This window comes from Mycolicibacterium peregrinum (assembly GCF_001665625.1).
In the GTDB taxonomy this organism is placed as follows: domain Bacteria; phylum Actinomycetota; class Actinomycetes; order Mycobacteriales; family Mycobacteriaceae; genus Mycobacterium; species Mycobacterium peregrinum_B.
This window is the reverse complement of record NZ_LZSY01000126.1, coordinates 16,473-39,130: the sequence shown is the minus strand read 5'-3', so window position 1 is coordinate 39,130 and position 22,658 is coordinate 16,473. Positions and strand designations below refer to the sequence as shown.

Genomic DNA, 22,658 nt, shown 5'->3' with positions numbered 1-22,658 from the left:
GGTGGTCGTCGAGCCTCGCGTCGGTGGGATCGTGCGCTTCGACATCGACGATTCCGGTTCGAGCGTGCTGATCACCGGACAGTTCCTGACCATCGACCGGCCACGGGTGCTGCGATTCACCTGGAGCAACTCGGACTGGTCCGACCCGACCGTGGTCAGCATCGTCAACGTCGAATTCGAGCCGGCCGGCGACGGGCAGACGATGATGTCGATCGAGCATTCCCTTTTGCCGCCAGAGGAATTCGACAACTTCCACAGCGGGTGGACCCTCACGTTCGGGCAACTGGCGGCCCGCCTCGAAGGCGCCGCGACCTAGACTGCGGGCATGGACAGCGGCACTCAGGTTCAATACGAGGCCCCGGCAGGCCTGCTCCGCATCGAGGACTGCCTGGACGAGAACGGCGGCATCGTGCTGCCCCCGGGCACCACCCTGATATCGCTGATCGACCGCAACATCGCCCACGTTCCAGACCTGGTCGCCTACCGCTACCTCGATCACAGCCAGGCCGCCGAAGAGGTCATCGAGCTGACGTGGACGCAGCTGGGCGTGCGGCTGCGGGCCGTCGCAGCGCGGCTGCAGCAGGTGGCCGGCCGCGGTGAGCGTGTCGCCATCCTCGCGCCCCAAGGGCTGGACTATGTCGTCGGGTTCTTCGCGGCGATCAAGGCCGGCAACATTGCCGTGCCGCTGTTCGCACCGGAACTGCAGGGGCATGCCGAACGCCTCGAGACCGCGCTGCTGGACTCCCGGCCGACCACGGTACTCACCACCGCTGCGGGCGATGCCGCGGTACGGGAGTTCCTCGCGACGATGCCGGATACGCTGCGTCCCCGGGTCGAGCTCATCGACGAGATTCCCGATTCGGCGGGCGACGGGTTCACCCCGATCTCGGTCGATCCCGACGACATCTCCCACCTGCAGTACACCTCGGGCTCGACCCGCCCACCCGTCGGCGTGGAGATCACCCACCGCGCGGTCGGCACCAACCTGCTGCAGATGATCCTGTCCATCGATCTGTTGAACCGAAATACCCACGGCCTCAGCTGGTTACCGCTCTATCACGATATGGGCCTGTCGATGATCGGATTTCCCGCGGTCTACGGCGGACACTCGACGCTGATGTCACCGACCGCGTTCATCCGCCGGCCCCAGAGATGGATCCGTGCGATGTCCGACGCCTCCAAACACGGCCGCGTGATCACCGCCGCACCGAACTTCGCCTACGAATGGACCGCGCAGCGCGGCGTTCCCGCCGCAGGGGAGGACATCGACCTGAGCAACGTGGTCCTCATCATCGGTTCCGAACCCGTAATACCTGAGGTCATTACCTCCTTCAACGAGGTGTTTGCGCCGTACGGGCTGCCGCCGACAGCGTTCAAGCCGTCGTACGGCATCGCCGAGGCGACGCTGCTGATCTCGACGATCGGCCCGGCCGAGCAGGCGTCGGTGGTCTACTTCGACCGCGAACAGCTGACCCTGGGTCGGGCCGTCCGCGTCAACGCCCACGCCGAGGGTGCCGTGCCACACGTGTCCTGCGGTCATCCGGCCCGCAGCCTGTGGGCGGTGATCGTCGACCCCGCGACTGCCGATGGCCCCGCCGAGGAACTGCCCGACGGCGAGGTCGGGGAGATCTGGTTGCACGGCAACAACATTGGTCGTGGGTACTGGGCGCGGCCCGAGGAGACGAGCAAGGTGTTCGGGGTGTCGCTGCATTCGCGTCTCGCCTCCGGCAGTCACGCCGCCGGGCTCTCCGACGACGCCACCTGGCTGCGGACGGGCGATCTCGGGGTGTATTTCGAGGGGCAGTTCTATGTGACCGGGCGGATGGCCGACCTGGTGCGGATCGACGGTCGCAGTTATTACCCGCAGGACATCGAGGCCACCGTGGCGGACGCGTCGCCACTGGTCCGGCGCGGTTATGTCACGGCGTTCACCGTCACTCCCGACGGCGACGGGGACGGTGCGCGGTTGGTGGTGATCGCCGAACGCGCCGCCCGCACCAAACAGGCCGATCCGGAGGAAGCCGGTGCGGCCATCCGCGCGGCAGTGGCCGACCGACACGGATTGACCGTCGCGGATCTGCGATTCCTGCCGGCAGGCGCGATTCCGAGGACCACCAGCGGCAAGCTGGCCCGCGTGGCTTGTCGCGGTGAGTATCTGGAAGGCACGTTGGGCGTGCGGTGACCGTTCGCCGCGGGCATGCTGGCTCGTATGAGCAGAGACGAGATCACCGCCGCGATCGTAGAAGCCCGTTTGACCAAGGGCCTGACGTGGGAGCAGCTGGCCGACGCCATCGACCGACCCGTGGTGTGGACGGTGTCCGCCCTGCTCGGGCAACATCCGGTACCGGCCGAGTCCGGCAGGATCATCGTGGACCTCCTCGGGCTGGACGAGTCGGTGATTCCGGTACTGGCTGCGGTCCCGATGCGAGGTGGACTGCCGACGGCCGTGCCCACCGATCCCGCCATCTACCGGTTCTACGAGGCGCTCCAGGTCTACGGCGGAGCGCTCAAGGAAGTCATCCACGAACAGTTCGGTGACGGCATCATGAGCGCCATCAACTTCAGCGTCGATGTGCAGCGCAAGCCGCACCCTGCCGGAGACCGCGTGGTGGTGACGTTCGACGGCAAATTCTTGCCCTACGACTGGACTGCGGCCGAGCGAGTGGTCCGCTGCTAGTTTGCAGTCGTGGGCCAGTTCTCAGACTCGTGGGCGGCGCTGCGCGCTGCGGTGGCCGCGCTGGATCCCCAGGACTTCGCTCAGCCCTCCGGCTGTGCCGGTTGGCTGGTTCGAGATCTGGTGTGCCACCTCGTCATTGATGCCCAGGATGTGTTGATCACCCTGGTCACCCCGACCGATGCCGAATCGACCCGTAACGCGCTGACCTACTGGGAGGTCAGCAGAACGCCTCCGACGGGCAAGGATCCCTTGGATGCGCTGACCGTCAGGCTGGCGGCGGCATACGGGGATCCGGCCCTGCTCAAGTTTCATCTCGACGACGTGGGCTCGGCCGCGGAACGAGCCGCTGACCTTGCCGACCCGCACGCTCGGGTGGGCACGCAGGGACAGGTTCTCACCGTCGGCGACTACCTCGACGCCTACGTCCTGGAATGGACACTGCACCACCTTGATCTGGTCGCGCACCTGCCGGGGGTACCGAGCCCACCGGCGGCGGGGCTGGCCCGCTCACGCGCGATGTTGGGGGACATCACGGGCGCGCGGTTCCCCGCGGAGTTCTCCGATGACGACACCCTCCGGCTGGGGACCGGCAGGCGGGCGCCGACAGACCTGGAGCTGACCGCTCTCGGAGAGACGGCGGCACAGCTGCCGTTCATCCTGGGCTGAGCGCAGACCCTGGCCAAGCGGGCCGTCGACGGTCCATGATGGCGAGACATCCCGACGGTGACAGTAAGGATTCACATGGCCACTCATCGAGCTGTTCACGTCCAGTCAGCTGGCGGCACCCTGGAACTCGTTGACGCTCAGACCCTCTCGCCCGATCGGGGACAGGTCCGGGTCGCCGTGGCCGCCTGTGGGGTCTGTGGCACCGATCGGGCCATTCTCAACGGCGGATTCCCGGGGATCGCGTGGCCGGTGACGCCGGGCCATGAGATCGCCGGCACCATCGCCGAAGTGGGCGCGGGCGTCACCGATTTCGAGGTGGGGGACCGGGTGGCGATCGGCTGGTTCGGCGGGCACTGCGGAGTCTGTATTCCTTGCCGGAAGGGCGATTTCATCGTCTGCGAGAAGGGCCAGGTGCCGAGCCTGCACTATCCGGGCGGATACGCGGAATCCGTGACGGTGCCGGCCAACGCGCTCGCCCGGATCCCCGATGAACTGTCCTTCGCCGAGGCCGCTCCGATGGGGTGCGCCGGGGTGACGACATACAACGCGCTCCGACACACCCGGGCCCTCCCCGGCGACGTGGTCGCGGTCCTGGGTGTGGGCGGCCTGGGGCATCTCGGGCTCCAGTTCGCCAGCGCGATGGGCTTCGAGACCGTCGCGATCGCCCGCGGCCCCGGCAAAGAAGCCGATGCCCGTTCGCTGGGGGCCCGGCACTACATCGACTCGACCGCAGGCGACGTCAGCGCAGCTCTGCGAGACCTGGGCGGCGCGGCGGTGGTCCTGGCAACGGTGGGGAATTCGCAGGCCATGGCCGAGACGGTGGGCGGACTCGCGCCCCGCGGCGAGTTGGTGGCGATCGGGGTGTCCGCCGATCCGTTGCCCATCAGCCCGGTGCAACTGATCCAGCCCGCGCTGACCATCTCCGGGCACCCGTCTGGAACCGCACGTGACGTCGAGGAGACCATGCACTTCGCGGTGTTGTCGGGGGTGCGGGCCCGGATCGAGGAGCGCCCACTGGCTGAGGCGTCGAGCGCCTACGCCGCCATGGAGCAGGGACAGGCGCGCTACCGCATGGTCCTGACCATCTGATCGACGGTCGAATCCGGTCTTCTCGCCCCACTGGTCACAGCGAACAGGTAGCGTCGGAACTTCGTTTGCTGGACGACGAATCGGTGGGGGCCGGAATGGCGTGGAAGCGGATGGCGACGGTTGCCGGCAGGGTTTTCTCCGGTAGGTCACCTGGCGTTGCCCAAGAGTTCGCCCGTGATATCTACTCTGCCCCGGTGCTTTTCACGCCGGGACGGCTCAGAACAGTGGTGTCCGTAGCGCTTGTTGCGCTCTTGGGATGCGCGGCAGCGCCAACACCCGCGTGGGCTGCGCCCTTACCGTCGGCGCAGATCGACTTCGGCGGCACGATGCGCACCTACCGGCTCCACCTACCGGCCGGGGGCCCACCGTCCGGGCTGGTGGTCAATCTGCACGCTGCCGGCGCGACCGGAGCCGATCAGGCGGCGCTCACCCATTACGACGGGGTGGCCGACGCCCACGGGTTCGCCGTGGTCTACCCCGATGGCATCGATTACAGCTGGGCCGACGGCCGCGGCGCCTCGGTGCCCGACCGTCAAGGGGTCGACGATGTCGGGTTCATCTCGACCCTCGTCGATCGCCTCGTCGCCGAGAACGGCATCCCGCGCGGCCGGGTATATGCCACGGGTTTGTCGGCAGGTGGATTCATGGCCAATCGACTGGCGTGTGATCGCGCCGACCTGTTCGCCGCGATCGCCCCGGTGGCCGGCACGCTGGGGACAAATGTCGGCTGCAATCCGTCCAGGCCCGTTTCGGTCCTCGCCACCTACGGGACGGCCGACCCTGTCGTGCCTTTCAACGGTGGGCCGATGACGGGGCGGGGCGGAGGCAGCACCGTGGTGTCGGGGCCGGCGATGGTGGACCGGTGGCGTCAGATCAACGGCTGCCCGGCTCCGTCGGACGAGGTGCTGCCCAGCACCGGCGACGGCACCGAAACCCACCGCATCGCCTCCGACGGGTGTGCCGGCGGAACATCGGTGGTGTTCATGCGGGTCGACGGGGGCGGGCACACCTGGCCGGGCGTACCCGAGATCCTTCCCGTGCAGTCTGTCGGGGCAGCCAGCCACGCCTTCGACGCCTCGGATGCGTCCGGGCAGTTCTTCGCCTCCCACGGCAGATGACCGCGGTTCTCCGTTTCGGGTAGTCCGCTACGCGTGTCCGCGCCACGCCGGGTCGATAGTTTCTGCGGATGCAGGCACATGAAAGTCCTTGTGTCGGCACCGAAACGACAGGAGTCGATCATGGCGATCACCTATGGGGTTCTGCGCGCACGACCGGACCGGTTCGTCAGGGAAGACGGCCAGTCCACCCCGCACCTGCAGATCCGGGCGGTTGACGACTCCGGACAACCGTGGCGGGTCGCGGTCAACGTCGAATCCAACGACGGCAGCGAGGTCGTCTTCTGGGTGGTGGATCCGCTGGTCGGACATCCCGTCGTCAACGGACTGGCCGCGGTGGCGTCCGGCTTCTCTGTCACCCCCGGCACGTCAGCGTCCTCGTTGGACTACGTCAAGGCGCCGCTGTTCGATTTCACGCTCGGCCGGGCGCTTCCGCCCAGTGGCAACGCGAATGCCGATGACCTGCAGGATCTTTTGAGCCTGTACCTGACCCAGTGCCAGACCGCCGGCGGCGAACTCTATGCCTTCGGTGCGAAATTCGACCGCAACCTGCACAAGCCGATCGATGCCGACTTCGGTAACACCGACGGTTTGCATGGTGTTCACGACATCCACATGAACCAGGGCAATGTCGGCGCGCACGCGGGGGACAACGGGGCCTTCCACGACGGCGGTCTTCTGCTGGCCTTTCCCGATCGTGTCGTCGGCATCCTGCTCGCCTTCCAGACCCAGCGGGTACCTACCGACCCACAGGGCGACGCGGCACCGGGTGCACAGCCCCTCTCCCGGTTGGTGGGGGCGGCCGCGGGCGGTGGCGAGGTGACCCCGGGCCTGGCGTATCTGGAGCGGGCGCTGATCAATCCCACCGGCCCGGACCCCGGACACGAAGCGGTGGTGATCGGCAACTACGCCACCGAGGCAGTGTCACTGCACGGTTGGCGCCTGGTCGACCGCAACGGTCGGGAGAGCAAGCTGGATGCCGACCTGGCCGGTGGTGCATCGGCAGTCGTCGTGCTCGACGGGTCAGGCGCACAGCTCGGCAACTCCGGGGGAAACCTTCTGCTGGTCGACGATCATGGCACCCAGGTGGACAGCGTCACGTACTCCCGAGGCGATGCGGCCGCCGTGGACCGCTACGTGCGGTTCCAGCGTTAGCCGCCAGTATTCATCACGCCGCGGTAAACCCTCGCCGCGCTCCGAAGGCACCCGCTCGTGTGACCGAATACCGTTCGTTACCTGCGTGATTCACCCTGCGCGAAGCAGGGCGCAGTCAAGCACGTGTGGATGGTGCCGCCCGCGGGCGGCGCCACCAACAGCACCGTGGCGTTACGGTTCGGTCGTGGATTGGCACAGCTGGCACGACGACTACGACCGGCCGGATTCGGCACTGGCACACCGGCTTCGCGCGGTGCAGACCTTGATCCGGCAGGCGCTGGACGAGGCTCCGGCAGGCCCGCTGCGGGTCGTCAGCCTGTGCGCCGGGCAGGGGCGCGATCTGCTCGAGGTGTTGACCGACCATCCGCGACGCGACGACGTTCGGGCGCGCCTGGTCGAGTTGGATCCCCGCAACGCCGAGATCGCCGCCGAAACCGTGGACCGGTACGGGCTGACCGGGGTCGAGGTGGTAACGGGTGACGCCGCTCTGATCGACCAGTACCAGGACCTGGTCCCCGCCGACATCGTCGTGGCGTGCGGCATCTTCGGCAACATCACCGATGAGGACATCGAGCGGACCATCGGCTTCCTGCCTCAGCTGACCAGAACCGGCGGCACGGTGCTGTGGACTCGCGGCCGCACCGTTCCCGACCGGATTCCGTTGATCCTCAACTGGTTTGACGAGCGCGGTTTCGATCTGGTCTGGGTGTCGCAGCCGGATGTGAGTTACGGCGTCGGAGCCCACCGCTTCACCGGGTCACCCGAACCGGTGACACCGGCCGCCCAGATCTTCACCTTCGTCGGGTCCGACGTGATCCGGGCTGCCGACCGCGCCGGGTGACCTGAACCGACCGGCAGCCCGGCTTCCACCGGCCCGCGGCGGTTCATGACTACGCTGCACACAAATGGCTGAGGAAGGATTGAACGGCAGGGACCGCTTGCGTGGCGGGCTGCGCATGGCCCTGCGTGGACGTCGTGATCCGGCACCGGTGGCCGGCCGGCGCAGTCGCGCGTCGGCCGGCATGGGTGATGTGCACACCCGCAAGGTTCTCGACCTGACCATTCGGCTCGCCGAGGTGATGCTCTCGTCGGGGTCGGGTACCGCCGACGTCGTCGCCACCACCCAGGACGTCGCGCAGGCGTACCGGCTGACCGACTGCGTCGTCGACATCACCGTCGCGACCATCATCGTGTCGGCACTGCCCACCACGGACAGTCCTCCGGTCACGATCATGCGGGCGGTGCGGACCAGGTCCACCGACTACACCAGGCTGGCCGAACTCGATCGTCTGGTCCGGCGCATCACCTCCGGCGGTATCACCGTCGACGAGGCGCACGAGGCCATGGACGAGCTGACCGAGAGCCCGCATCCGTTCCCTCGGTGGCTCGCGACCGCCGGATGGGCGGGGTTCGCGCTCGGTATCGCGATGCTGCTGGGCGGCAACTGGTTGACCTGCCTGCTGGCCACCGTGACGGCTGCGCTGATCGACCGGGTCGGCCGTCTGCTGAATCGGATCGGCACGCCGTTCTTCTTTCAGCACGCGGTCGGCGCGGCGATTGCGACATTGATCGCGTTGGCGGCCTACCGCTACACGGGGCAGGGTCTCAGCGCGCTCGTCGCCACCGGGATCGTGTTGTTGCTGTCCGGGATGACGCTGGTCGGTGCCGTGCAGGACGCGTTGACCGGTTACATGGTCACCGCGGTCGCGCGACTCGGTGACGCCGTGTTTCTCACCGCGGGAATCGTCGTGGGCATCACCGGTGCCCTGCAGGCCGCCACCCTGCTGGGGATCCAGATCGAACTGCACGTCAACACGGCAGGCACCTTCATCACGCCGAGAGGACCGCTGCCGATCGTCCTGGCGGTCTTGGGTGCGGCGCTGGCCGGGATCTGCCTGACCATGGCCAGCTATGCACCGCTGCGGTCATTGCCCACCGCCGGGTTGGCAGCGGGGCTGGCCGAGCTGACGTTGATCGGGCTCGGGACGGCCGGCTTCGGCCAGTGGGCGGCCACCGGGATCGCGGCCGTCGGTGTCGGTTTCCTGGCGACGCTGATCTCCATTCGCCGACAGTCTCCCGCGCTCGTGACGGCGACCGCCGGCATCATGCCGATGCTGCCCGGCCTCTCGGTGTTCTGGGCGGTGTTCGCGTTCGCCGTGGACGAGAAGTTCGGAGAGGGGCTCGCACACCTGCTGAGCGCGGCAGCGACGGCGTTGGCACTCGGCAGCGGCGTAGTGATGGGTGAGCTGCTCGGCTCCCCGCTGCGGTACCGCGCCGGACGCATCGGTGAGTTCTTCCGGAAAGAAGGACCGCCCGGCCTGCGCCGGGCGGTGGGCCAGGTGGTCCGCCTCCAACCGGCCGAGAACACCTCGGCTGTCGGCACTCCGCGCGCGGAAAGCGTCCCCCTGGAAGCAGCCCCGGCAGAGGAGCCCGAGGACGATGAGACCGCAGAGCCCGACAGCTGAGTCAGGCGATCGGCGTGCCGACCGTAACCGATCCCGTCGACATCATCGGGCCGTCGGGCCCGGCGGGATCAGGTGAACGGAAGGAAGTCGCCGTTGACCCAGACACCCCAGTGACCGCCCGCGGGCAGGTTCCACCAGACCATCGGGTGACCCTGCCACGTCTCGGCCGGCTTCTTCGGCGCGTTCGGCGGCGGCGGGAGGCTCGGATCGGGATCGGCGCTCGCGGTGGCCACGCCGAGGCCGAGTGCGGCCCCGATCAGGCCTGCGGCCGCGAAGGTCGCCACGGCTGCCTTGCTCAGGAACATGAATGCCACCTCGGTGCTCGAATCTGAACTTGGATAGTCGAAGCTTAGCCAATCGAACTGATCGGTTGTGCACCTGAGGTCGGACGACGGGCCTATAGGTCATCCTGGACCCGTGTGACGTGGCCTGACATGAGATCAGAAATATTTCGGGCCTCGATGTCGAGAACATCGTGACGGCTCCGTCCCCGTTGTGAGCGACCAACCCGGGTTGCGAATCCGAAGGGAGAATCCCATGGCCAAGTACCTGTTCCTCAAGCACTACCGAGGTGCCCCCGCGTCGGTCAACGATATTCCGATGGACCAGTGGACCCCGGACGAGATCCAGGCCCACATCCAGTACATGAACGATTTCGCGGATCGGCTCAAGGACAGCGGTGAGTACGTCGACAGCCAGGCCCTGGCCCCGGAAGGCACGTGGGTCCAGTACGGCGGCGAGGGCAAGCCACCGGTGACCGACGGCCCCTTCGCCGAGACCAAGGACCTGATCGCAGGGTGGATGGTCGTCGACGTCGATTCCTACGAACGCGCGGTCGCATTGGCCGGAGAACTGTCCGCGGCACCGGGTGCGGGCGGGCGGCCCATCCACGAGTGGCTGGAGGTGCGCCCGTTCCTGACCGCCCCACCGACTGTCACCGACTGATGGCGCCCGGTGCGGTGGACGAGGCCAGGCTCCGGGATCTGATTCCCGGTGTCCTGGCCGCCCTCGTCCACCGTGGTGCGGACTTCGCGACGGCAGAGGACGCCGTGCAGGAGGCCTTGGTCCGGGCGTGGGAGACCTGGCCGCACGGGCGGCCCGACGATCCCAAGGGCTGGTTGATCACCACGGCGTGGCGCAGGTTCCTCGACCTCACCCGATCCGATGCTGCTCGGCGCAACCGTGAGGCCCGGGTTTCTGCGGAGCCGGCCGCCGGGCCGGCCGGCGCGGTGGACGACACCTTGCAGCTCTACTTCCTGTGTGCGCACCCGAACCTGACCTCCTCGGCCGCTGTCGCCCTGACCCTGCGGGCGGTCGGAGGCCTGACCACCCGCCAGATCGCGCAGGCCTATCTGGTGCCGGAAGCGACGATGGCGCAACGGATCAGCCGTGCCAAGCGCACCGTGGCCGCCGTTCGGCTGGATCGTCCCGGCGACCTGCGCACCGTGCTGCGGGTGCTGTATCTGGTGTTCAACGAGGGCTACAGCGGCGATGTCGACCTGGCAGCCGAGGCGATCAGGCTCGCCCGTCAGCTGGCCCGAACCACCGACGATCCGGAAGTCGGCGGTCTGCTGGCGTTGTTCCTGCTGCACCACGCCAGGCGCCCGGCGCGTACCCGGTCCGACGGGACCCTGGTTCCTCTCGCGGAGCAGGACCGCACGTTGTGGCGGCGCGATCTGATCATCGAGGGCGTGTACGTCCTGCAAGCCGCCCTGGCACGCGACCGGCTCGGGGAGTATCAGGCCCAGGCGGCGGTGGCAGCGCTGCACGCCGACGCCCAGTCCGCCGAGGAGACAGACTGGGTGCAGATCGTCGAGTGGTACGACGAACTCGTCGCACTCACCGACAGCCCGGTGGTACGCCTCAACCGCGCAGTCGCGTTAGGTGAAGCCGATGGGCCGCAGGCAGGTCTGGCCGCGCTCGCCGAACTGGACCCGGCGTTGCCGCGCCACACCGCTGCGGCGGCCTACCTTCACGAGCGGGCAGGGGACATCTCAACGGCGGCACGGCTGTACGTGCAGGCCGCGGCCGAGGCGCATTCGCTGGCCGAGCGCAACCACCTCACCTTGCGCGCATCCGCGCTGCACGGTCGCATTTCTGGCGACGACGGTTAACCTCCTAGTTGTGGGCAACAGTCGGAAGAGAGTGTTGATCATCGGTGGGGGATTCGGCGGGCTGTTCTGTGCGCGTCGATTGGGCGGAGTCGACGTCGACGTGACCCTGCTCGATCGGGCGGCGGGACACCTGTTCCAGCCGCTGCTCTACCAATGCGCCACCGGGACCTTGGGCTTCGGCCAGATCAGCCGACCGCTGCGCGAGGAGTTCGAGCGTCACCGCAACGTCACCACATTGCTTGGCGACGCGATCGACATCGACCCCGAGTTGCGCCGGGTTACGGCCCGCCGGCCGGATGAGACGACGTTCACCCTCGACTACGACGTCCTCGTCGTGGCCGCGGGAATGCAGCAGTCCTACTTCGGCAAAGAACATTTCGCGGAGTGGGCGCCCGGAATGAAGACACTCGACGACGCACTCAACATCCGGCAACGGGTTTTCACGGCCTTCGAGATCGCCGAGACACTGCCAGCGGGCCCCGAGCGTGACGGTTGGCTCACGTTCGCTGTCGCCGGCGGCGGTCCGACCGGGGTCGAGCTGGCCGGGCAGATCCGCGAGATGGCCACGCGCACCTTGGCTCACGAGTTCCACAGCATCGAGCCCAAGGAAGCCCGGGTGCTGCTGTTCGACGGCGGGGAACGGGTGCTGAAGGCTTTCTGCTCCGAGCTGGGGGAGAAGGCGACGAAGTCGCTGCAGAAACTGGGCGTGGAACTGCACATGGGAGTCCACGTGACCGACGTCAACCGGGACGGGGTGACCGTCACCCCGAAGTCCGGTGGGCCCGACGAGCAGTACGCGGCCCGAACCGTGTTGTGGACGGCCGGGGTCGAAGCCGTGCCATTCGCCCGGCACCTCGCCCAGGTGCTGGAAGTCGAGGCCGATCGCAGTGGGAGAATCACTGTGGGGCCTGATCTTTCGATCGACGGCCGTCCTGAGATCTTCGTGATCGGAGACCTGGCCGGCCGGGAGAACCTGCCGGGCGTCGCCGAGAACGCGATGCAGGGCGGGCTCCACGTGGCCTCGTGCGTCCGCCGGGAACTCGCCGGAAAACCCCGGCGGCCGTTCCGCTACCGAGACCTCGGCTCGGCGGCGTACATCGCGCGCCGACAGGCACTGCTGCAGGTCGGCCCGGTCAAGCTGGCCGGCTTCTTCGGTTGGCTGGCTTGGGGTTTCATCCATATCGCGTTCCTCACCGGCGTACGCAACCGCGTCAGCACGGTGACCACCTGGCTGACCACCATCGCCCGCGAGAACCGTGGGCACCGGGCGTTCATGCTCGGCGCGACCGGCCTGCCCGAGCAGCGCTATACGTGGACCACGTGGGACGCGCTGACACCGCCGCCGGCCGAGACGACGCCGGACGGAAACGACCGCTAGGACCTGCCGGGGCGGGCGTTACCCGCCTCGGGCCGGCCTGGTCTGAAGGTCGGGTGCGGCGGCAGCAAGCAGGGCCTGACGGTCACCGGTCAGCGGGGGATAGATCCGTTCGGTGTTGATGGTCTTCTTGGTGGCCTTGGCCACCGTGCCGGTTGCCACGACATGTCGGTCCCAGCCCTCGGTGTAGACCGCGCCGGCCGGACCGAGATCGAGAACGGTGACATACCAGGGGATTCGCAGCGCGCGCATGGGTTGGTCGAGGAGGTCGCCGATCACGTTGTACCCGGCGTAGCGCCCCATCGGCCTGCCGTGTTGGCACGACATCACCGACGGGTGACTGTCGTCGATCCGCGCGGCGGCCACATCGCCGGCCGCGAACACCGCGGGCACACCCTCGACGCGGAGGTACTCGTCGACGGGCAGTCGACCGAACCGGTCCAGTGTCACCGGCAGTTGGGCCGTCAATGGGTTGGCCCGCATTCCCGCACACCACACCACGGTTGCCGCCGGTACCACCGCGCCGGACGACAAGGTAACGGCACCGATGTCGACAGCGGACACGCCGACACCGGTCATCACCTGAACTCCGTTGTCGGACAATGCGGTTTCGATCACCGGACGCGCCGAGTCGCCCATATCCGAGCCCACCTGCGGGTTGTGGTCGACGAGCACGACCTTCGGTGTGACGCGACCATCGAACAGCGCGGAGAGCCGTGAGGGCAGTTCGCACGCGGTCTCGATACCGGTGAGCCCCGCTCCGACGACGACGACCGTGCCGGCGCCCGAGATCTGCGGATTGGCGGCCAACGTGTCGAGGTGATCGGCGAGGCGCCTGGCACCGTCGAATGTATCGACGTCGAAACCGAATTCGGCCAGCCCGGGAACATTCGGTCGTGCGACCCGGCTGCCGGCGGCCAGCACCAGCCGGTCATAGCCGATGACGCGTGTTCGGCCATCCTGCAGTGCGGTGACATTCCGGGCCTCGACGTCGACTGCCGTGACCTCGGCGACAACGTGATCCACACCGACGGGATCCAGCAGCTTGTGCAGAGGGATTCGGCAGTCGTCGAGATCGGTCTCGTAGTTGCGCACGCGAATGTCGTGAAAGGGACGCTCACTGACCACGGTGATCTGCACGCCCTGTGCCGCCGTTCCGAGTTCGTCGAGGCGTCTGGCGGCCCCGAGCGCTGCCCACAGCCCGGCGAAACCCGATCCGACGACCAGTACCCGAGACACGGATTCAGCCTGCCACGCGGGGCGCACCGGGGTCGTCCGGACGCCTCGAAGAAGTCCTGCCGGCGGCGCTCTAACCCAGCGCGCCACCGAGGCGGTATGCGACGATGCACGGACCGCCCTGACTCCCGAAGGAGTTTGGCGGGTGCATCGAGAGAGGACCACCGGATAGATGACCGAAGCGCACGGCGCCACGTTCGCCATCAAGGGGGCCAAGCTCGCGATCGCAGGACTGACCGCCGTCGGTGCCGTGCTGGCCGCGGCAGGACAGGCTGCAGCGGACCCCGTCGTGCCTGATCCAGCGCCCGCACCGGCGGATCCCGCCCTGGCAGCGCCCCCGCCGCCGGCACCGGCCGGTCCGCCGCAGGTGCCCGAGATCGCCAACCCGGTGTACGGCTCGGGCCAGTACGGCGGCGGCCCGGTCGGCACGCTCAGGGATCTCTGGCATCAGGCCCATGACCCGGGCGGCTTCCAGGGCGGTGGGGGAGCACCCGAAGGGGTCGCACCGCCTCCCGGCGCCGGCCCGGCGCCGCCGCTGCCGCCTGGTTACGTGTCGATCAACGCTCCCGGCTCCGAGACGCCGGTCACCGCGCCGGCTCCGGGTAGCGCACCCGCGGGCCCGGCGCTGCCACCCGGGTACTACTCGCTCAACGGCCCACCGCCGCCGGGATACGAGTACAACTCGCCCGGGCGCCAACCTGCTGCGCCGCCGGGGCCTGCCGCGCCGCCGGCGGCTCCTACGCCATAGCCGGGCGTCCCAGTACGTGGCCCAGTGCCTGCTCCAGGCGTGGATGGCGGAAGCCGTGGTCGGCGGCCGTGAGGGCCGCGGGAACCGCCCGCTGGCTGGCGCAGGCCAGTTCGCGGGCACCTTGGTCGCCCAGCAGTAGCCGTGGTCCCAGGGTGGGCACCGGCAGAATCGTCGGTCGGCGCAGAACGTGGCCGAGCGTGTCGGTGTATTCGGCGTTGCGCACCGGCTCCGGTGCCACCGCGTTGACCGGGCCCGACAGCTGCTCGTCCCACAACGCGCGGTGATAGATGTCGACCAGGTCGTCGATACCGATCCAGGGCAACCACTGTTGCCCGTCGCCGATGCGGCCGCCGAGTCCGGCGGCGAACAGCGGACGCAGCAGCCGTAATGTGCCGCCGCTCGGGGACTGGACGATTCCGGTGCGGATGCGCACCACGCGGGTGCCTGATCGTTGCGCCGGGGCCAGGGCGTCCTCCCAGTCGGCCACCACATCGGCGAGGAAGCCGTCGCCGCGCTCGCTGGCCTCGGTGAGAACCTCGTCGCCGCGGTCGTATCCATAGAAACCGACCGCCGAGGCACTGACGACCACTTGTGGACCAGGGTCGGTGTCGGCGATCAGTTCCGCGAGCCGGCGGGTGGGCCCGATGCGGCTGTCGCGGATCGCGCGGCGGTGTCCTTCGGTGAACCGGCCTGCGATCGACGCTCCGGCGAGGTGGATGACGGCGTCCACCCCGTCGAACAGCTGGGGGTCAGGGTTGTCTGGGTCCCATTGCCGCTCATCGGGTTTGGTTGTTGGTTGGCGCACCAGCCGGATGACCCGGTGGCCGCCGGTGCTCAGGAAAGCGGTCAACGCCGACCCCACCAGTCCGGACGCCCCGGTAATGGCAATCGTCAGCGGAGCCAGGTTCTGTGCGTGGGCCCTTTGGTGGGCGGCGAGGTCGTCGGCGAGTTGGCGGTGACGGTAGACGAACATCGGGCGAAGGAAACGGCCAGGCACCGGCGTCTCGACGCGGTCGGTCATCCGGGTATGGGTCGCATCGACCGCGTCGAATTCATGAATGTGCTTCCAGCGCACTGCCAATGCCGCGGGTAGCGAGGCGGGCCCGCCGCGGGCGATCTCGTCGACGAAGCGCCGGGGTGGGTCATAGCCGTCAGCCTGGTGCTGAGCCACCCACCGCAAACCGCCGGGCAGTGCGAGTTCGGCGCGGCCGTCACGCAGCGAGGCCGCCTCGGATCTGAGCGTCATGGCTTGCCACGGCGGAGACAGCCTGGCGAACGCGCCGGGGCGGCCGTGCCAGGCGAAGACTTCTCCCTGCGGGGCGTCGACGATGCTGGAGTACACCAATCCCATCGGCCGACGTTACCCGCAGAATCGCACCTATGCCGCGGCCCGCTTGGCCCGCATACCCGCATAGGCGAACAACAGGCCGGTGCCGATCTCGGAAAGTGCTGTCACCCAGGAGAACCAGGTGACGTTGAGGCGAGGACCGCTGAGATAGCTGTCCTGGAAGTCCGGCCAGAAATTCGGTAGCAGGTGTGCGTAGGTGAACACGACGGCGCTGCCGACACCGGTGAAGATCGCGAGGTCGGGCGCCCGGGGATGTCCGCGCAGGGTCATGGCGATCGCGATGATGACGATCACGCCCTGAATCATTCCGCCGGCCATGACGAACATCGGTGACGCCGACATTCCCCGGAGCAGGTGGTCGATCACATGCAGGCCCCAGCCGAGCAGAAACGTGTATGCCGTCAGGCGCAGAAAGCGTTGTGTCCGAACGATTGTCGGTGCCGTCATCGGGGACCCCCAAGTCGTCTACTACAACCGATAGTAGAACGGTGGGGCGGTGGTGGCAATAGCCGGCCTGGGTTCGCGGCGAGGGCTGGCCTCGCCCCTCATGCCATCGTCCACTTGAGGCACGCAAATCACTGGTCTGCGTGTCATAAGTGGCCACTCGGCGGCGGTCGGTGTTCGACCTCTGACCCGGCAGCCCCATATCGTCATGCCAACTGTAGTCAACTCTGTAATAGAGTCCGTAGCGGTCGGATGGCCGGACGAGAGGTGTACCTGTGGAGCGCACTGCGATGACGCCGTTCTTTGTGAGCACTGACGACGGGTTCGTGCCCAACGAGATCGCCCACGGGGGATGGGGGCCGACGCTGGGCGGTCAGGTGGTCGGCGGTCTGCTGGCCCGGGCCGTGGAAGAACTCGTCAGCGACGCGGATCTGCAACCGGCGCGATTCACCGTGGAGATACTGCGTCGGGTCGCCAGCGCCGCGGTTCGTGTCTCTGCGTCGGTGGTGCGAGCGGGCTCGCGGATGCAAGCGGTCGATGCGGTGATGACCCAGGACGGTGACGTGGTGGCCCGGGCTTCGGCGCTGTATCTGAGACGCGGGGCCCAACCGGACGGCGACTTCTGGACCACCGCGATCGAGCTTCCGCCGTTACCCGTGGAACCGGCGGAATTCGACGACACCGTGCCCATGTTCATCCGGGCGCATGGGCCGGACCCGGACTGGTCGGGTGAGGGGTTCCCGTGGCAGCAGTGTGGGCCTCGGTACGCGTGGCTGCGCGAAGTCCGTCAGCTGGTCGACGGCGAAGAGCTCACGCCGTTCGTGCGCGCAGCGTTGGCGGTCGACGTCACCAGTTCGATGTGCAATTTCAGTTCGGCCGGTCTGGCTTTCATCAACGCCGACTACACACTGGCCCTCAGCAGGTTGCCGGTGGGTCCCTACATCGGCATGGCGGCGGTGGCCCACACCAGTGCCGAGGGCGTGGCCACCGCCAGCGCGTGCCTGTACGACACGTCGGGCCCGATCGGCACCGGATTGTCCACTGCGATAGCTAATTTCAACTTCAGCCCGAACGGTTCCGGCTAGCCGCGGCGCAGGATGGCCACCAGGAAGTCCGAGTCATCGGTGAACGGGCGGAGATCCCAGGTGGACAACAACAGGTCGGTGGTGAACCCGGCCGCCACCACATCGTCGAAGAACTGACCGAACTCGTAGTCGCGACCGGCCCCGAATCCGATCACCGCGCGGCCGTCGTCGGCGAGATGCGCGCGCAGCCGCGTCAGAACCTGAACCCGGGTGCTCGGGGCGAGGAAGGTCATCACGTTGCCCGCCGACACGATGATGTCGAACGGGTCGGCGATGCCGCGCGCCGGCAGGTCGAGCTCGGCGAGATCGCCGACGAGCCAACGCGGACCGGGATGGTCGTTCTCGGCCGCCTCGATCAGTACCGGGTCGACATCGACGCCGACCACCTGATGCCCGGCCTCGGCGAGGTATCCACCCACCCGGCCGGGGCCGCAGCCGGCGTCGAGGATGCGGGCATTGCGCGATGCCATCGCGTCCACCAGACGTGCCTCGCCTGCCAGGTCCTGACCGGCGCGCTCCATGGCACGAAATCGTTCGACGTACCAATCCGAATGCCCGGGATCGGCTGCGACCTTCTGCATCCAGATGCTGCGCTCGACCATGGAGGCATTGTCGCAAGCCTGCCCGGGCCCCGGCCGGGCGGTGTGAGTCAGCCCTGGGCGTCGAGGATCTTGATCGCGAAGATCAGCGAGTCACCCGGCTGGATACCCGCGGCGGGCTGTCCCTGCGGGTAGCCGTCGGCAGAGGTCATCGCGACGGCCACCGTGGACCCGACCTTCTGCCCGGAGATGGCCTTCTGGAAGCCGGGCACGACACCGTTGAGGGGGAAATCGACCGGTTCGCCGCGTTCGTAGCTGCTGTCGAACACCGAACCGTCGCGCCCGTTGACACCCATGTAGCAGACCGAAACGTTCGCCGAGGGTGCGACGACCGGCCCGTCGCCCGCCTTCAGGGTGTGTACCTGGGTTTCGGCCACGCTGAACGGTCCGGTCACCTTCACCACAGGTGCGGCCGTGTCGGTGGACCCGGTCACCGCGACACTGCCGGTCGCCCCGGACACCGTCCATTCGGGGGCGCCGGCGTTCTGGGGTGCTGCCGTGGGACAGGTGCTGGCTTCGGTTGCCGTCTCGGCGATCGAGGGGGTGAGTACCTCAGCGACCGAGGGCGTGCTCGTCGAGGCCGACGACGCAGAAGTGTCCGTGTCGGAGCCGCATGCGGCAAGCGTCATGGTCAACGAAGCGGCACAGGCCACGAGCGCAACGGTGGAAGGCACACGAAAGGAGTTCATGCGCGTCACGCTACAGCGGCGCGGGGTTATGCCTGCCGATAGCCGCATGACGACGCCTCGGTGGACAAAGTCCCCGCGCCCAATCCTGTCTTCATCGTGAAAATTCAAATACCCGCTGCCGGGAGGAGCAAAGATTCTCCGATAGGCATCGGGTGGCGTTTGCCCGTGATAGCGTCGCCGCAGGCAGACCGTTTATCCATCTGAGGACACGGATTATGGCCAACAATTCCATGGGCGATTTTGTCAGCCAGTTGCGTCCGGCATTGCATCGGTTGCAGGACTGGCCCTATCCGGATCAGATCGATCGGACTCTGTTCAGCGCCTTCATGAAGAATCCGCACGATGTCGGCGGCGATCCCGACGCGCCGGCGATCTTCGAGGAGAAGCAAGAAGAGGCGTGGGAACTCAATACGTTCGTCACGTGTGAGGTTCTCGGCTGGCGTGGCATCTGGACGTCCGAAGAACGACGGCGGCTCGGAAACGTCGATGTCGGCCGGACGATCTATCACGGCTTTCCCTATTACGGACGTTGGGTGTGGGCTATCGCCCGGTGCCTCGTCGAGAAGGATCACATCACGCTTCGCGAGTTGCTCGAGCGCGTCGACGAGGTGCGCGCACGGGTTGCCACCGGTGCTGCCGACGCCCTGTCGGCCGCACCGCGCGGGGTGGGCGATCCAGCGGCCGTCTCCAGGAACCGCCATCACATCGAGGCGCTCGGCAAGGGCGACCCCCAGCGGTTCGCCGGCCAGGCCGGCGCTCCTCGATTCGCCGTCGGTGATCGGGTGCAGGTGCGGGATCTCCCGACCATCTTCTACACGCGCACCCAGGAGTACCTGCGCGGGAAACCGGGGACCATCGCCGAGGTGTCCTACGAAAGTCTGGTTCCCGAGGACGAGGCATTCGACCGTGAAGAGCAGAAGCCTCAGTGGTTCTACATCGTGCGCTTCAACATGACCGACGTGTGGGAGCCGTATGCGGGCGCCGAGGGCGACACCCTTCAGGCCGAGATCTCCGAACTGTGGTTACGGCCGCTCGGTTAGACCGCTCATTCGACGGAACGAACAGGAAACCGACATGACGCACGACGACGCGGCGCACACGCATCACGAAGCACCGGAACGGCACGCGGCACCGATGGTCGAGGAAGTGACCGATTTCGAGGTCCTGGAAATCGCGCTCCGCGAATTGGCGATCGAGAAGGGCCTCTTCACCGCGGAAGACCACCGGCACTACACCGAGTTCGTCGAGCAGATCGGCCCGGCACCGGGCTCGCGACTCGTCGCGAAGGCATGGGTCGATCCGGACTACAAGCAGCTGGTGCTCAGGGATCCCATTGCCGCCAGTCGGGAAGTGGGGATCGACTGGTTGCACCCGACCGGTTTCGGTACACCCAGTGACTTCACGGCTCTGGAAGTACTGGAGAACACGCCGAGTTTGCACCACGTGATCGTCTGCACATTGTGTTCGTGTTATCCGCGGCCGTTGCTCGGGAATTCTCCCGAGTGGTACCGGACACCCAACTATCGACGCCGAATTGTGCGTTGGCCCCGTCAGGTTCTCGGTGAGTTCGGGCTTTTCCTGCCCGACGATGTCGAAATCCGCGTCGAGGATTCCAATTCCAAACGTCGATTCCTGGTGCTGCCGGTCCGGCCCGCCGGAACCGAGGACTGGACCGAGGAGCAGCTTGCCGAGATCGTCACCCGCGACTGCATGATCGGTGTCGCCCTACCCAAGCCCGGGGTGACCGTGAATGCGCCCCGGCCGGTGCATCCTGCCGTCCGCCCGGCTGAGGGGTACTGAGGGCAGCGCATGACCGACGATGACGTCACCGCAGTGAGGGTCCGGACGCTGGAACAGCTGGTCGGTCGGGGACAGTCGTGGCCCCGCATGGCGCAGAAGTATGGCGTCTCCAACCCGGTTCCGCCCTGGAAGTCGAGTCTGGACGGGATGTGCGACGCACTTGACCACGAAGGGGTCACACTGCCGCTGCTCACTCGTCGAACCGACGAGGACCGGCTGGTACAAGAGGTCTACGTGACGCTGCCGTATCCAGAGAACCAGCTTGTCGCACTTACGCATTCCCTGGTGGCCAGACATGTCATCGATGAAGAGACACTGGCCCAGCGGATGCGCGACGTCCGGACGCGCCTCGAGGGGGCCTGAGCCGGCCGGTAGGTCGTTTCGATACGGTCGGCTGATGAGCCGGAAGCTCTATGTGATCGCCCATCCCGAAGCCACACATCACGTCGATGGGCTGGTCGGGGGATGGTTCGACTCGGACTTGACCGCGAAGGGATTGCGAGACGCTCACACCCTCGCGGAGGCGTTGCGGGCACGAGTTCCCGGGACGACCACGGTGAAAGTCGTGTCCTCGGACTTGCTGCGGGCGCAGCGAACTGCCGCTGTGATCGCCGAAACCTTCCACACGGCCGAAGTTTTGGATCCGCGACTTCGGGAGAAGTCATACGGAGAAGCCGAAGGACGTCCGCAGCGCTGGCTCGATGAACGGTTCGTCGCCCCGCCGGCGCGCGGCGATCGGCTGGCCCACCGCGAAGGCCTCCGAGGCGCAGAAACCAAAGAGGAGTTCGCACGCCGGATCTATGCGGCCATGGAGGCGATCACCGCCGCGGACGTGAGCCATCAGGTGATCGTCACGCACGGATTTGCGCTGACGTTCGTGATCGCGGCGTGGATCAAGATGCCCCTGGCGTCGGTCGGCTACGTCAACTTCGCGGGGAAAGCAGGCAGCATCACCACTTTGTACGAGGACGACCGCTTTCATAACCGCCAGGTGCTGGAACTCTCGGCAACCCAGCACCTCGCAGCCGTGGACTCGAGCTGAGGTCGCTATCGGTTCCATCGGGCATTGAGCGTCGGCGGCGTCCACGTCGGCCAGATGGGTGATCCGACGACGAACCCGCCGGCGATCTGAGCGACGATCCGCGGGCCGGTGACCGCGCTGTTGTCGTAGAACGTTGTTGAGTCCACCCGCGTCGCGGCGATTGCGACGAGATCCCAAAGCCGTTGGTAGCGTTCACGAATCTTCGCCTCGGGGACATGGTGGCCGCCCGCCTGCACGCGGTGGTGCACTCGCTGCACCGCCAGTTCTTCGGGTATCAGGATGCAATGCAGGATCACGGTGTACCCGGCGGCCTGCGCGTCGTCGACGAGTTCGAGTTTGGAGGGATGGGAGAACACTGTCTCGGCGATGAAGGACTCGCCGAGTTCGATGAGCTTGGTCCGGGTTTCGGCGGCAACCAGCGCGGCCTCATAGGAGTGCGGGGCCGGATCCGCGGGCCAGCGACGCTTGGCGATCTCGTCCGCGTTGACGAAGGGGCTGCCCGGAAGCAGAGGGGAGAGGGTGAGTTCGACGAAGGTGGACTTGCCGGCGCCGTTACATCCGACGACGAGATCGAGACGCTTCACTGCGCGACGGTATGGCCCGGGTCAGCGTGAGCCGGGATCACTGCTGCGACGTCAGCACCGTGGTGCTGCCGTCCGGTTGGTACTGCACGATCTCGCCATGCTCGTCGAGCGCGACCGTGGTGATGCCGCGGGCGGCCAGCGTCGCACCGTAGTCGGCGCGGGCCAAACTCTCCTCGATGGAGGCCGCGATCTCGGCGTCGAACACCGCGCCTTCTTCGGCGGTCAGCTCCCGAAGCGGGATATCGCCCGCCAGGGCGGCCTCGACCTTCCGACGGGCGGCGCTGTGCCGGCTCGACACAGCGCGACCCACCCGCGCCCAGTGGTCGAGTTGCTGCTTGGCCGACCGGCTCTGACGTGCACCTTCTGCGGCCGCACTATCGACGAGGTCTGCGGCGAAACGCGTCACCCGATCTGCGGTCTCGGTCAT

26 protein-coding genes are annotated in these 22,658 nt (G+C 67.4%); 18 read left to right on the top strand and 8 right to left on the bottom strand.

What is annotated here, in order from left to right:
• The 9 genes from A5779_RS21115 to A5779_RS21075 form a co-directional block, all read left to right on the top strand.
• The coding region (locus A5779_RS21115) for an SRPBCC family protein (RefSeq protein ID WP_064885295.1) at positions 1-316 on the top strand (316 nt) is incomplete at its 5' end.
• 9 nt (positions 317-325) lie between these two features.
• Positions 326-2,182 (top strand): fatty acyl-AMP ligase, encoded by a 1,857-nt coding sequence (locus A5779_RS21110; protein WP_064885293.1) that lies wholly within the window; start codon positions 326-328, stop codon positions 2,180-2,182.
• Between the two features lie 27 nt (positions 2,183-2,209).
• Positions 2,210-2,677: a cyanase gene (gene cynS, locus A5779_RS21105; RefSeq protein ID WP_064885291.1), complete on the top strand. Its 468-nt coding sequence runs from the start codon at positions 2,210-2,212 to the stop codon at positions 2,675-2,677.
• Between the two features lie 9 nt (positions 2,678-2,686).
• Entirely contained in the window at positions 2,687-3,343 is a 657-nt protein-coding gene (locus A5779_RS21100; protein ID WP_064885289.1) for a maleylpyruvate isomerase N-terminal domain-containing protein, read from the top strand.
• 75 nt (positions 3,344-3,418) lie between these two features.
• Complete coding sequence (locus tag A5779_RS21095; RefSeq protein WP_064885287.1) at positions 3,419-4,432, top strand: alcohol dehydrogenase catalytic domain-containing protein; 1,014 nt, start codon at positions 3,419-3,421, stop codon at positions 4,430-4,432.
• Positions 4,433-4,626: 194 nt separating this feature from the next.
• A complete protein-coding gene (locus A5779_RS21090) occupies positions 4,627-5,550 on the top strand; it encodes an extracellular catalytic domain type 1 short-chain-length polyhydroxyalkanoate depolymerase (RefSeq protein ID WP_064885314.1) in 924 nt (307 codons plus the stop codon).
• 120 nt (positions 5,551-5,670) lie between these two features.
• Positions 5,671-6,702 carry a DUF2278 family protein gene (locus A5779_RS21085; protein ID WP_064885312.1) on the top strand — a complete coding sequence of 344 codons (1,032 nt, stop codon included), beginning with the start codon at positions 5,671-5,673 and terminating at the stop codon, positions 6,700-6,702.
• A gap of 184 nt (positions 6,703-6,886) precedes the next feature.
• Positions 6,887-7,543, top strand: coding sequence for a class I SAM-dependent methyltransferase (locus tag A5779_RS21080; RefSeq protein ID WP_064885285.1), 657 nt, complete (start codon positions 6,887-6,889; stop codon positions 7,541-7,543).
• Positions 7,544-7,607: 64 nt separating this feature from the next.
• Positions 7,608-9,167 carry a threonine/serine exporter family protein gene (locus tag A5779_RS21075; protein ID WP_064885283.1) on the top strand — a complete coding sequence of 520 codons (1,560 nt, stop codon included), beginning with the start codon at positions 7,608-7,610 and terminating at the stop codon, positions 9,165-9,167.
• Between the two features lie 68 nt (positions 9,168-9,235).
• Here A5779_RS21075 and A5779_RS21070 read toward each other — a convergent pair whose 3' ends face one another.
• Positions 9,236-9,472, bottom strand: a complete 237-nt coding sequence (locus tag A5779_RS21070; RefSeq protein WP_064885309.1) for a hypothetical protein — start codon at positions 9,470-9,472, stop codon at positions 9,236-9,238.
• 232 nt (positions 9,473-9,704) lie between these two features.
• Between A5779_RS21070 and A5779_RS21065 the strand changes: the two genes are divergently transcribed.
• Genes A5779_RS21065 through A5779_RS21055 form a run of 3 tightly spaced genes read left to right on the top strand, consistent with a single transcriptional unit; the run spans position 9,705 to position 12,659 of the window.
• Positions 9,705-10,112, top strand: a complete 408-nt coding sequence (locus A5779_RS21065) for a YciI family protein (protein WP_064885281.1) — start codon at positions 9,705-9,707, stop codon at positions 10,110-10,112.
• Positions 10,112-11,281 carry an RNA polymerase sigma factor gene (locus A5779_RS21060; protein ID WP_064885279.1) on the top strand — a complete coding sequence of 390 codons (1,170 nt, stop codon included), beginning with the start codon at positions 10,112-10,114 and terminating at the stop codon, positions 11,279-11,281. Before A5779_RS21065 ends, A5779_RS21060 begins: the two co-directional genes overlap by 1 nt.
• A gap of 10 nt (positions 11,282-11,291) precedes the next feature.
• Complete coding sequence (locus tag A5779_RS21055) at positions 11,292-12,659, top strand: NAD(P)/FAD-dependent oxidoreductase (protein WP_064885277.1); 1,368 nt, start codon at positions 11,292-11,294, stop codon at positions 12,657-12,659.
• Between the two features lie 18 nt (positions 12,660-12,677).
• Here A5779_RS21055 and A5779_RS21050 read toward each other — a convergent pair whose 3' ends face one another.
• Positions 12,678-13,895: an NAD(P)/FAD-dependent oxidoreductase gene (locus A5779_RS21050; RefSeq protein ID WP_064885307.1), complete on the bottom strand. Its 1,218-nt coding sequence runs from the start codon at positions 13,893-13,895 to the stop codon at positions 12,678-12,680.
• 199 nt (positions 13,896-14,094) lie between these two features.
• On the opposite strand from A5779_RS21050, the gene A5779_RS21045 reads away from it, so the two are divergent.
• On the top strand, positions 14,095-14,640 hold the full coding sequence (locus A5779_RS21045) for a hypothetical protein (RefSeq protein ID WP_236734835.1): 546 nt from the start codon (positions 14,095-14,097) through the stop codon (positions 14,638-14,640).
• Here the strand turns inward: A5779_RS21045 and A5779_RS21040 are convergent.
• Both A5779_RS21040 and A5779_RS21035 read right to left on the bottom strand, forming a co-directional pair.
• The gene (locus A5779_RS21040) at positions 14,630-15,991 is read right to left on the bottom strand and encodes a TIGR01777 family oxidoreductase (protein WP_064885273.1); all 1,362 of its coding nucleotides are present in this window, start codon (positions 15,989-15,991) and stop codon (positions 14,630-14,632) included. The genes A5779_RS21045 and A5779_RS21040 overlap by 11 nt on opposite strands.
• Before the next feature lie 27 nt (positions 15,992-16,018).
• The gene (locus A5779_RS21035; RefSeq protein WP_064885271.1) at positions 16,019-16,435 is read right to left on the bottom strand and encodes a hypothetical protein; all 417 of its coding nucleotides are present in this window, start codon (positions 16,433-16,435) and stop codon (positions 16,019-16,021) included.
• 287 nt (positions 16,436-16,722) lie between these two features.
• Here A5779_RS21035 and A5779_RS21030 point away from each other — a divergent pair, with 287 nt between their 5' ends.
• Positions 16,723-17,517 carry a thioesterase family protein gene (locus A5779_RS21030; RefSeq protein WP_110777564.1) on the top strand — a complete coding sequence of 265 codons (795 nt, stop codon included), beginning with the start codon at positions 16,723-16,725 and terminating at the stop codon, positions 17,515-17,517.
• Here A5779_RS21030 and A5779_RS21025 read toward each other — a convergent pair.
• Positions 17,514-18,119 (bottom strand): class I SAM-dependent methyltransferase, encoded by a 606-nt coding sequence (locus tag A5779_RS21025; protein ID WP_064885267.1) that lies wholly within the window; start codon positions 18,117-18,119, stop codon positions 17,514-17,516. The two genes, A5779_RS21030 and A5779_RS21025, sit on opposite strands and share 4 nt — an antisense overlap.
• A gap of 47 nt (positions 18,120-18,166) precedes the next feature.
• Entirely contained in the window at positions 18,167-18,805 is a 639-nt protein-coding gene (locus tag A5779_RS21020) for an FKBP-type peptidyl-prolyl cis-trans isomerase (protein WP_174554243.1), read from the bottom strand.
• Positions 18,806-19,020: 215 nt separating this feature from the next.
• On the opposite strand from A5779_RS21020, the gene A5779_RS21015 reads away from it, so the two are divergent.
• The 4 genes from A5779_RS21015 to A5779_RS21000 are packed head-to-tail and all read left to right on the top strand — an operon-like array spanning position 19,021 to position 21,647.
• Complete coding sequence (locus A5779_RS21015; RefSeq protein WP_064885265.1) at positions 19,021-19,845, top strand: SH3-like domain-containing protein; 825 nt, start codon at positions 19,021-19,023, stop codon at positions 19,843-19,845.
• A gap of 34 nt (positions 19,846-19,879) precedes the next feature.
• Positions 19,880-20,605, top strand: coding sequence for a thiocyanate hydrolase subunit gamma (gene scnC, locus A5779_RS21010; protein ID WP_064885263.1), 726 nt, complete (start codon positions 19,880-19,882; stop codon positions 20,603-20,605).
• Positions 20,606-20,614: 9 nt separating this feature from the next.
• Positions 20,615-20,968 (top strand): hypothetical protein, encoded by a 354-nt coding sequence (locus tag A5779_RS21005; RefSeq protein WP_064885261.1) that lies wholly within the window; start codon positions 20,615-20,617, stop codon positions 20,966-20,968.
• Positions 20,969-21,002: 34 nt separating this feature from the next.
• The gene (locus A5779_RS21000) at positions 21,003-21,647 is read left to right on the top strand and encodes a histidine phosphatase family protein (protein ID WP_064885259.1); all 645 of its coding nucleotides are present in this window, start codon (positions 21,003-21,005) and stop codon (positions 21,645-21,647) included.
• Positions 21,648-21,652: 5 nt separating this feature from the next.
• On the opposite strand, the gene A5779_RS20995 is transcribed toward A5779_RS21000, so the two are convergent.
• Positions 21,653-22,231 (bottom strand): ATPase, encoded by a 579-nt coding sequence (locus tag A5779_RS20995; RefSeq protein ID WP_064885258.1) that lies wholly within the window; start codon positions 22,229-22,231, stop codon positions 21,653-21,655.
• A 37-nt stretch (positions 22,232-22,268) separates the two neighbouring features.
• The gene (locus A5779_RS20990; protein ID WP_064885256.1) at positions 22,269-22,658 is read right to left on the bottom strand and encodes a TA system antitoxin ParD family protein; all 390 of its coding nucleotides are present in this window, start codon (positions 22,656-22,658) and stop codon (positions 22,269-22,271) included.

Coding starts and splice junctions, on each gene's coding strand:
- A5779_RS21000 (WP_064885259.1), top strand. CDS start 21,003: ATGAGCCGGAAGCTCTATGTGATCGCCCATCCCGAAGCCACACATCAC.
- A5779_RS21035 (WP_064885271.1), bottom strand. CDS start 16,435: ATGACGGCACCGACAATCGTTCGGACACAACGCTTTCTGCGCCTGACG.
- A5779_RS21025 (WP_064885267.1), bottom strand. CDS start 18,119: ATGGTCGAGCGCAGCATCTGGATGCAGAAGGTCGCAGCCGATCCCGGG.
- A5779_RS21095 (WP_064885287.1), top strand. CDS start 3,419: ATGGCCACTCATCGAGCTGTTCACGTCCAGTCAGCTGGCGGCACCCTG.
- A5779_RS21020 (WP_174554243.1), bottom strand. CDS start 18,805: ATGAACTCCTTTCGTGTGCCTTCCACCGTTGCGCTCGTGGCCTGTGCC.
- cynS (WP_064885291.1), top strand. CDS start 2,210: ATGAGCAGAGACGAGATCACCGCCGCGATCGTAGAAGCCCGTTTGACC.
- A5779_RS20990 (WP_064885256.1), bottom strand. CDS start 22,658: ATGACCGAGACCGCAGATCGGGTGACGCGTTTCGCCGCAGACCTCGTC.
- A5779_RS21060 (WP_064885279.1), top strand. CDS start 10,112: ATGGCGCCCGGTGCGGTGGACGAGGCCAGGCTCCGGGATCTGATTCCC.
- A5779_RS21070 (WP_064885309.1), bottom strand. CDS start 9,472: ATGTTCCTGAGCAAGGCAGCCGTGGCGACCTTCGCGGCCGCAGGCCTG.
- A5779_RS21030 (WP_110777564.1), top strand. CDS start 16,723: ATGACGCCGTTCTTTGTGAGCACTGACGACGGGTTCGTGCCCAACGAG.
- A5779_RS21085 (WP_064885312.1), top strand. CDS start 5,671: ATGGCGATCACCTATGGGGTTCTGCGCGCACGACCGGACCGGTTCGTC.
- A5779_RS21065 (WP_064885281.1), top strand. CDS start 9,705: ATGGCCAAGTACCTGTTCCTCAAGCACTACCGAGGTGCCCCCGCGTCG.
- A5779_RS21005 (WP_064885261.1), top strand. CDS start 20,615: ATGACCGACGATGACGTCACCGCAGTGAGGGTCCGGACGCTGGAACAG.
- A5779_RS21075 (WP_064885283.1), top strand. CDS start 7,608: ATGGCTGAGGAAGGATTGAACGGCAGGGACCGCTTGCGTGGCGGGCTG.
- A5779_RS21040 (WP_064885273.1), bottom strand. CDS start 15,991: ATGGGATTGGTGTACTCCAGCATCGTCGACGCCCCGCAGGGAGAAGTC.
- scnC (WP_064885263.1), top strand. CDS start 19,880: ATGACGCACGACGACGCGGCGCACACGCATCACGAAGCACCGGAACGG.
- A5779_RS21110 (WP_064885293.1), top strand. CDS start 326: ATGGACAGCGGCACTCAGGTTCAATACGAGGCCCCGGCAGGCCTGCTC.
- A5779_RS21015 (WP_064885265.1), top strand. CDS start 19,021: ATGGCCAACAATTCCATGGGCGATTTTGTCAGCCAGTTGCGTCCGGCA.